Source organism: Variovorax sp. 01T439_2, assembly GCF_056398445.1.
In genome coordinates this window covers 1-5,241 of the sequence record NZ_JBFTPJ010000378.1, presented here as the reverse complement: position 1 = coordinate 5,241, position 5,241 = coordinate 1, and the positions used below count along the sequence as shown (strand labels likewise).

Annotated in this window: 2 protein-coding genes and 1 pseudogene; all 3 read left to right on the top strand. The window is 72.1% G+C overall.

Annotation, left to right across the window (positions count from 1 at the left end; translation table 11 throughout):
- Positions 1-302, top strand: a pseudogene (locus AC1DOC_RS18165) (hypothetical protein); the annotation flags it as partial.
- 71 nt (positions 303-373) lie between these two features.
- On the top strand, positions 374-2,305 hold the full coding sequence (locus AC1DOC_RS18160; RefSeq protein WP_436311628.1) for an autotransporter assembly complex protein TamA: 1,932 nt from the start codon (positions 374-376) through the stop codon (positions 2,303-2,305).
- A 14-nt stretch (positions 2,306-2,319) separates the two neighbouring features.
- Positions 2,320-5,241: translocation/assembly module TamB domain-containing protein (locus tag AC1DOC_RS18155; protein ID WP_478130206.1), on the top strand; the 2,922-nt coding region annotated here is incomplete at its 3' end.

The following is a 5,241-nucleotide window of genomic DNA, read 5'->3' as shown; positions in this document are numbered from 1 at the left end:
GGGACATCCTGCGCAAGTACAACAAGGACTACAAGCTCATCTTCGTCGGCGACGCGACCATGAGCCCCTACGAGATCCTGCAGCCCGGCGGCAGCGTCGAATACAACAACGAGGAAGCCGGCGCCGAATGGATCCAGCGCCTCACGCACACCTTCCCCAAGTTCGCCTGGATCAACCCCGAGCCGCAGGGCGTGTGGCAGTACCGCCAGAGCATCGCGGTGATGCAGCAGCTCATGTCCAACCGCATGTACCCGCTCACGCTGCGCGGCCTCGAAGAAGCAATGCGAATGCTTTCTAAGTAAGGCCGGTGCGAAGCCCGGAACTGTTTCCGGATGCTTACGGAACCGGCCCGCCTTGCTGTCAAAATCCGCCCATGCTCAGGGTGGTTCCAGTCATTGCGCCGGCGTGGTTGCCGGCCTTGCTTTTTTGCGGCGTCCTGCTCTTGCAGGGATGCAGCCTGCTGCCGAAGAAGGACAGCGCGCAGGACACGGCCACCCCCGCGCTGGTGCGCAGCGACGGCGCGGCCGCCGATGCGGACCGCAAGGACGGCGAGCGGAGCGGGCCGCGGCGCGACGCCTTCACCGTCGAGGTGCGCGGGCCCGACACGGTGCGCGAGTACCTCACGCTGCACCTGGACATCCAGCGCTACCGCACGCTCGACGACCTGGGCGCCACCGAGATCTCGCGGCTCATGGTGGCGGCCGAAGGCAATGCGCGCGAACTGCTCGGCACGCTCGGCTATTTCACGCCCACGCTGACGCTGGAGCTCAACGAGACGCCGACCAGCGACAAGGCGCCGCGCGAGATCGTCATCACGGTGGAGCCGGGCGAGCTCACGCGCGTGAGCAACGTGCAGATCAGCTACGGCGGCGCCATTGCAAACGACCCCACGGCCGAGGCCCAGCGCGATTCGATCCGCACCGGCTGGACGCTGCGCCCTGGCCAGCCCTTCACGCAGCAGGGCTGGGACAACGCCAAGACCATTGCCCTGCGCAGCCTCACGGCCAGGCGCTTTCCCACCGGCAGCGTCGAAGTGAGCCGCGCCGAGGTCGATGCCGACCGGCACGAGGCCCGCCTCAGCGTCACCTACCAGTCGGGCCCGGCCTACCGCTTCGGCCCGCTCGTGCTGCGCGGCACCGAGCGCTACGACGCCGACGGCGCGCGCCGCATCGCGCAGCTTCCCACCGGTACCGACTACGACCAGCAGAAGCTGCTCGACGCGCAGCAGCGCCTGGCCAGCAGCGGCTACTACGACTCGGTGTTCCTCACGCTCGACACCGAAAGCGGCACGCCGCTGGCCGCCCCGGTGATTGCGCAGCTGCGCGAAGCGCCGATGCAAAAGGTGGTGCTGGGCGCCGGCTTCACCACCGACAACGGCCCGCGGCTGTCGGTGGACCACATCCACAACCGGCTGCCGCTGCTCGGCTGGCGCGCCGTGTCGCGCCTGTCGGTGGACCGCGACATCAAGTCGCTGGGCACCGAGTGGAACGCCATTCCCGATGACCGCGGATGGCGCTGGTTCGCGGGCGCCGGGCTCAAGAGCGAAACCTCGGGCAGTTACGTGGTCGACAGCGGCCGGCTGCGCAGCGGGCGCAGCAAGTCCAGCGGCCACATCGACCGCAGCTACTTCCTGCAGTACGACTATGCGCAGAACCGCGGCATCAACGCCCCGCCCTCGGCCTCCGCCGTGACCGCCAACTGGGGCTGGACCGGCCGCTATTTCGACGACAACGCCGCGCCCACGCGCGGCTTCGGCCTGGCGCTCGAACTGGGCGCCGGCTACACGCTGACCGGCGAGCGCCTGCCCTTCACGCGCACCTATGCGCGCTGGCTCGGCGTGCTGCCGCTGGGCTTCGCCGAAGACCGCGACGCCGACACGCTGGCGCGCCGCAGCCGGCTGCAGCTGCGCGCCGAAGCCGGTGCCGTGTCCGCCAAGGACAGCGCGCAGATTCCCTCCACGCTGATGTTCCTCACGGGCGGCGACACCACAGTGCGCGGCTACAGCTACCGCCAGATCGGCACCGTGCGCAGCGACGGCCAGATCGTGGCCGGCCGCTACCTGGGCGTGGTGAGCGTCGAATGGCAGCGGCCCTTCGTCTACAAGGACAAGCTCACCGAATGGGAGAGCGTGGTGTTTGCCGACGCCGGCGCCGTGGCCGACAAACCCGGCGAGCTCAAGCCGAAGGTCGGCGTGGGCGTGGGCGCTCGCTGGCGCAGCCCGGTCGGGCCGGTGCAGGCCGACCTCGCCTATGGCGTGGACACGCGCAAGTTCCGCCTGCACTTTCGCCTGGGCTTCACTTTCTGAACGCGCACGCATCGATGCAGACCGACGCCGAACCCCAGTCCACGCCACGCGCACGGCGCTCGCGCACGCGGCGCGCGCTGCGTGCGCTGGGCTGGATGTTCGCGGGCCTGCTTGCGCTGGTGCTCGTGGTCGGCGCGGCCGCGTGGTGGTGGATCGGCTCCAACCAGTCGCTGGCCTTCGCGCTCGCCAAGGCCGCGCGCTATCTGCCCGCCGGCCAGACGCTCGAAAGCCGCGAGGTCACGGGCTCGCTGCGCACCGGCGGGCGCATCGGCTGGCTGCGCTGGCAAAGCGACAAGCTGGCGGTCGAGGTGCAGGAGGCAAGCGTCGGCTGGCAGCTTGCGCCGCTGTTCCAGCGCAAGCTGCAGCTCGGCGAAGTGCATGCGGCGCGCCTGCTCATCGAACGCCGCGGCCCGCCGAGCGACACGCCCACCGAGCCGCTCGAACAGCTCGCGCTGCCGATCGAGGTCGAGTTGCCGTTCCGCATCGACGAACTGCGCTGGACCGGCCCGCCTGCGCTGCAGGCCAGCCAGCTCGCGGGCAGCTACCGCTACACCGGCGCGGAGCATCGGCTGGAGGTCAAGGGCGTCGACATTGCCGACGGCCACTACAGCGCGCGCGTCAAGCTGCAAGGGCCCGCGCCGATGGCGCTCGACGCCACGCTCGACGGCCGCGTGAAGGCACCGCTGGCCGAAGGCCGCAGCATCGAGGTGCTGGCCCAGGCCGCCATCAAGGGCACGCTTGCCGGCACCGGCGCGCGGCTGCAGGTGGCCGCCGAACTGAAGCCGGCCGAGCCCGACGCCGAAGCCCCCATGGAAGCGAAGCTGCAGGCGAACGTCGCGCCCTGGCTGCCGCAGCCCGTCATCGATGCCAAGGCCGACCTGCGCAACGTCGATGCGGCCAGCCTCTGGCCCGGCGCACCGCGCACCCGCCTGACCGGCACGGTGGCGCTGCAGCCCGACGCGGCCACCGGACCCGCCGCCTGGCAGGCCTCGGCCAGCATCCGCAACGCGCTGCCCGGGCCCTGGGACAAGGGCGCGCTGCCGCTCGAACAGGTCGAGGCGCGCGTGGGCTTCGACGGCACCAGCTGGACGATTCCCGAAGCCACGCTGCGCGCCGGCGGCGGCCGCATCGATGCCGAAGGCCGCTGGAGCCCCGCGCCCGCGCCGTGGCAGGCGCGCGCCACCGTGCGCGGCGTGCGGCCCAGCCTGCTGCACAGCGAGCTGTCCGGCGCGCCGATCAACGGCACGGCCACGGCGCAGCAGCGCGAGGACACCATCGGCTTCGACCTTGCGCTGCGGGCCCAGGGCGGTGCCGGCAGCGCGGCCATGCCGGGCTTCGGCCTCGACCGCGTGCTCGCCCAGGGCCAGTGGAAGAACCAGGTGCTGGACCTGCGCACGCTGCGCGTCGAAGCCGAACGCGCCAGCATCGGAGGCCGGTTGCAGGTGCGCGTGGCCGAGCAGGCCGCGAGCGGCAAGCTCGACCTCACGCTGCCGGGCGGTGGCGCGCAGCTCGAAGGCCGCATCGCGCCGGCGCAGGGGGCCGGCGAGATCAAGGCGCGCATCGACGACGCCGAAGCCGTGCAGCGCTGGATCGAAGGCCTGCCCCAGATGTCGAAGCTGTTCGCGGGCAAGTCCGCCAAGGGCTCCGCGCAGCTCGACGCCAGCTGGCAGGGCGGCTGGCAGACGATCCAGCGCCGGCTCGAGAACCCCAATGCGCCGGCCCAGCGCGGCGTTGCGGAGCCCAGCCTCAAGGCCACGCTGGGCGTGCCGCGCCTCACGCTGCGCATGCCGGCGGCCGATGGCAACGGCAATGCGGCGGCCACCACGGTCGAACTCAAGGATCTGCACGCGGACCTTGCCGGCAGCCTGGCGCAGGCCACGCTGGCACTGCAGGGCGAAGCCAGCACCGGCACGCAGAAGCTCACGCTCGATGCGCGCGCGAGCGGCGGCCTTGCAGGGCCCAACCAGTGGCGCGCAGCGCTCGCCAGCCTGCGCCTGCAGGCCCAGGACAGCGCGAAGCCTGCCACCGCCAGCGCGCCCTGGACGCTGGAGCTCGGCCGCGAGCTCACCGCCACCCTCAAGACCAGCGGAAGCGGCAGCAACAGCCGGCTCGATCTCGAAGCCTCAGCCGCCGCCGCCACCTTGCGCGGCCCCGCACCTGGCACCGTGCGCATCGAGTGGCAGCCGCTGCGCTTCACCCGAAGCGGCGCGGCGCCCGACCAGGCCTTCCGCCTGCAGTCCAAGGGCAAGCTGCAGGGCCTTCCGATGGCCTGGGCCGAGGCCTTCGGCGCCAGCGCCACCTTCAACGAGCTCGGCGTGAGCGGCGACCTCGTGTTCGACGGCGACTGGGACATCGACGCCGGCGACACCCTGCGCGCCCATGCGCGGATCGCACGCCAGAGCGGCGACATCCGCGTGCAGGCGGGCGAGGCCGCGCTGGTCACGCGCATCACGAGCCGCGGCACCGGCACGGCCAGCGAGCGCACGATGAATTCCGCCACCGCGCAGGGCACCGCGCCCAGCACGCCGGCCGGCCTGCGCCAGGCCGAACTGCGGCTCGACGCGCAGGGCGAGGCCGTGCGCGCCACGCTGGCCTGGGACAGCGAACGCGCGGGCAAGATCGGTGCAGAGCTCAACACGCGCATGCAGCAGCGCGCAGGCGGCTGGCAGTGGGCGCCCGATGCGCCGTTGGCCGGCAGCATCAAGGCCACGCTGCCGAACCTTGGCGTGTGGTCGATGCTCGCGCCGCCCGGCTGGCGCGTGGCGGGCACGCTGGACGCCGATGCCGCGCTCTCGGGCAACCGCGCGGCGCCGCGCTGGAACGGCACGCTGGGCGCCGACAAGCTCGCGCTGCGCGCGCCGGTCGAAGGCCTGGACCTGCGCGACGGCCGGCTGCGCGCCACGCTCGCCCGAGAGCGCATCGAGATCACCGAATTC